This window comes from Cupriavidus gilardii (assembly GCF_008801915.1).
Classification (GTDB): domain Bacteria; phylum Pseudomonadota; class Gammaproteobacteria; order Burkholderiales; family Burkholderiaceae; genus Cupriavidus; species Cupriavidus gilardii.
Window position 1 is genome coordinate 1 of record NZ_VZOV01000109.1, and the last position, 433, is coordinate 433.

At 43.6% G+C, this 433-nt stretch carries 1 pseudogene; it reads left to right on the top strand.

Annotated elements, in window-relative coordinates:
- Positions 1-47: 47 nt before the first annotated feature.
- A pseudogene (locus tag F7Q96_RS26690) lies at positions 48-433 on the top strand (hypothetical protein); the annotation flags it as partial.

Below are 433 nucleotides of genomic sequence, written 5' to 3' on the forward strand. Positions count from 1 at the left end.
ACACCGAAACATTTGACTTGACCACCTGAAGACTTAAAATACCGCATTTGAATTTCAATATTGCCAAGGTTATGTCGATCGATCAGTTAGAAACGCAAATTGCAGAATTGGACAATTTGCCTGAACACCGTGAAATTGTGACGTTTATGCGTCGTTCAGCCCCACTCAATACGTCTCAACGCACGGCTTTAGAACAACATCGCGATTTAATTTTGGAATATCCCGTGGGTGACTTACGTCAGCACTTTGAGCATCCGGAGCGCCCTTTAACAGTTGAAATCGGTTTCGGTATGGGCCGTTCTTTAGTGCTTATGGCTAAAGCGAACCCTGAACGCAACTATGTGGGTATTGAAGTCCATGTACCAGGCATTGCTCAATGTGTCTATGAAGCAGGTATGGCAGAACTTAAAAATTTACGTGTACTCGATGCTGA